Below are 873 nucleotides of genomic sequence, written 5' to 3' on the forward strand. Positions count from 1 at the left end.
CTTGAAGTATTTCTTTTTCTGCTTCTGTAAGCTCTATATCGTCTTGTGTTTTTTTTCTAGCCATGTTTCCACCCACATACGCGTTCACCTAGATTATTGTGCTTTAAAATTTCTCTTGCTAAGTTTGAACTGATGGCGTTCAGATCTTTCTTGTCTAAATAAATTGGCAACCAGCCAACACAAGAAGAAGCATATTTATTTGTCGCGCAACCAGTCAGAGAGAGCAGCACGCACATCAGCATCACTTTTTTGATTAACTTCACTTTCCACCTCCAGACGTGTTGTGGCTGCTTTTAAAGCTTTTTCCGTTTGCTTTTGCTGTTCACTCTTTTTACCAAGAGTAAAAGCTCTTGCTAATGCAATAAAAAAAGCGGCTAAAGCCGCGCCTGTTAGCATCAGATTTCTTTTCATCCATAAGATCATAGGCGGTGCTCCTGAAAGCGTTTAGCAACAAAGAAAATGCCAGCACATGCGGCTAAAATCATAATGGTTGCCAAAGCCCATTGGATTGGTCCATTGCCTGCTAACAAACCACCAAGCCCAGAAAAAGAGCCAATAATTGGTGCAAGTGCTTCGGCTTTGAACACCCCCGTTGGTGCTTGCGTTTCTACTGTTTGATAATTGGAAGAAACATAAGCCCCTTTTGCCCATAAGCCTGTTTCTGCTGCGCGCCGGTGTGCTAGACCTTCAAGACGCTTCCCGCCTGCTTTGGTCCATTTCTGTAGCTCGGCAGGGACGGCTTCATATTCACCTTGATTGAGCTTTTTTAACAGTGTCGAGTTACAAAAGGCTGTTGTTCCTACATTATAGCAAAATGACACTAACGCCGCGAATTGTTCATCTGTTAATGAAACTGTAACAGCGCGTTCAACG

General features: G+C 43.1%; 2 protein-coding genes. Both read right to left on the reverse strand.

Annotated elements, in window-relative coordinates; all coding sequences use genetic code 11:
- Positions 1–195 precede the first annotated feature (195 nt).
- Complete coding sequence (locus ACFIJ7_RS09665; protein WP_375645204.1) at positions 196–423, reverse strand: hypothetical protein; 228 nt, start codon at positions 421–423, stop codon at positions 196–198.
- Positions 420–873: lysozyme (locus ACFIJ7_RS09670; protein ID WP_375645205.1), on the reverse strand; the 454-nt coding region annotated here is incomplete at its 5' end. The genes ACFIJ7_RS09665 and ACFIJ7_RS09670, both read right to left, overlap by 4 nt.

The organism is Bartonella sp. MR100HLJHH, from assembly GCF_042194215.1.
GTDB lineage: Bacteria > Pseudomonadota > Alphaproteobacteria > Rhizobiales > Rhizobiaceae > Bartonella > Bartonella grahamii.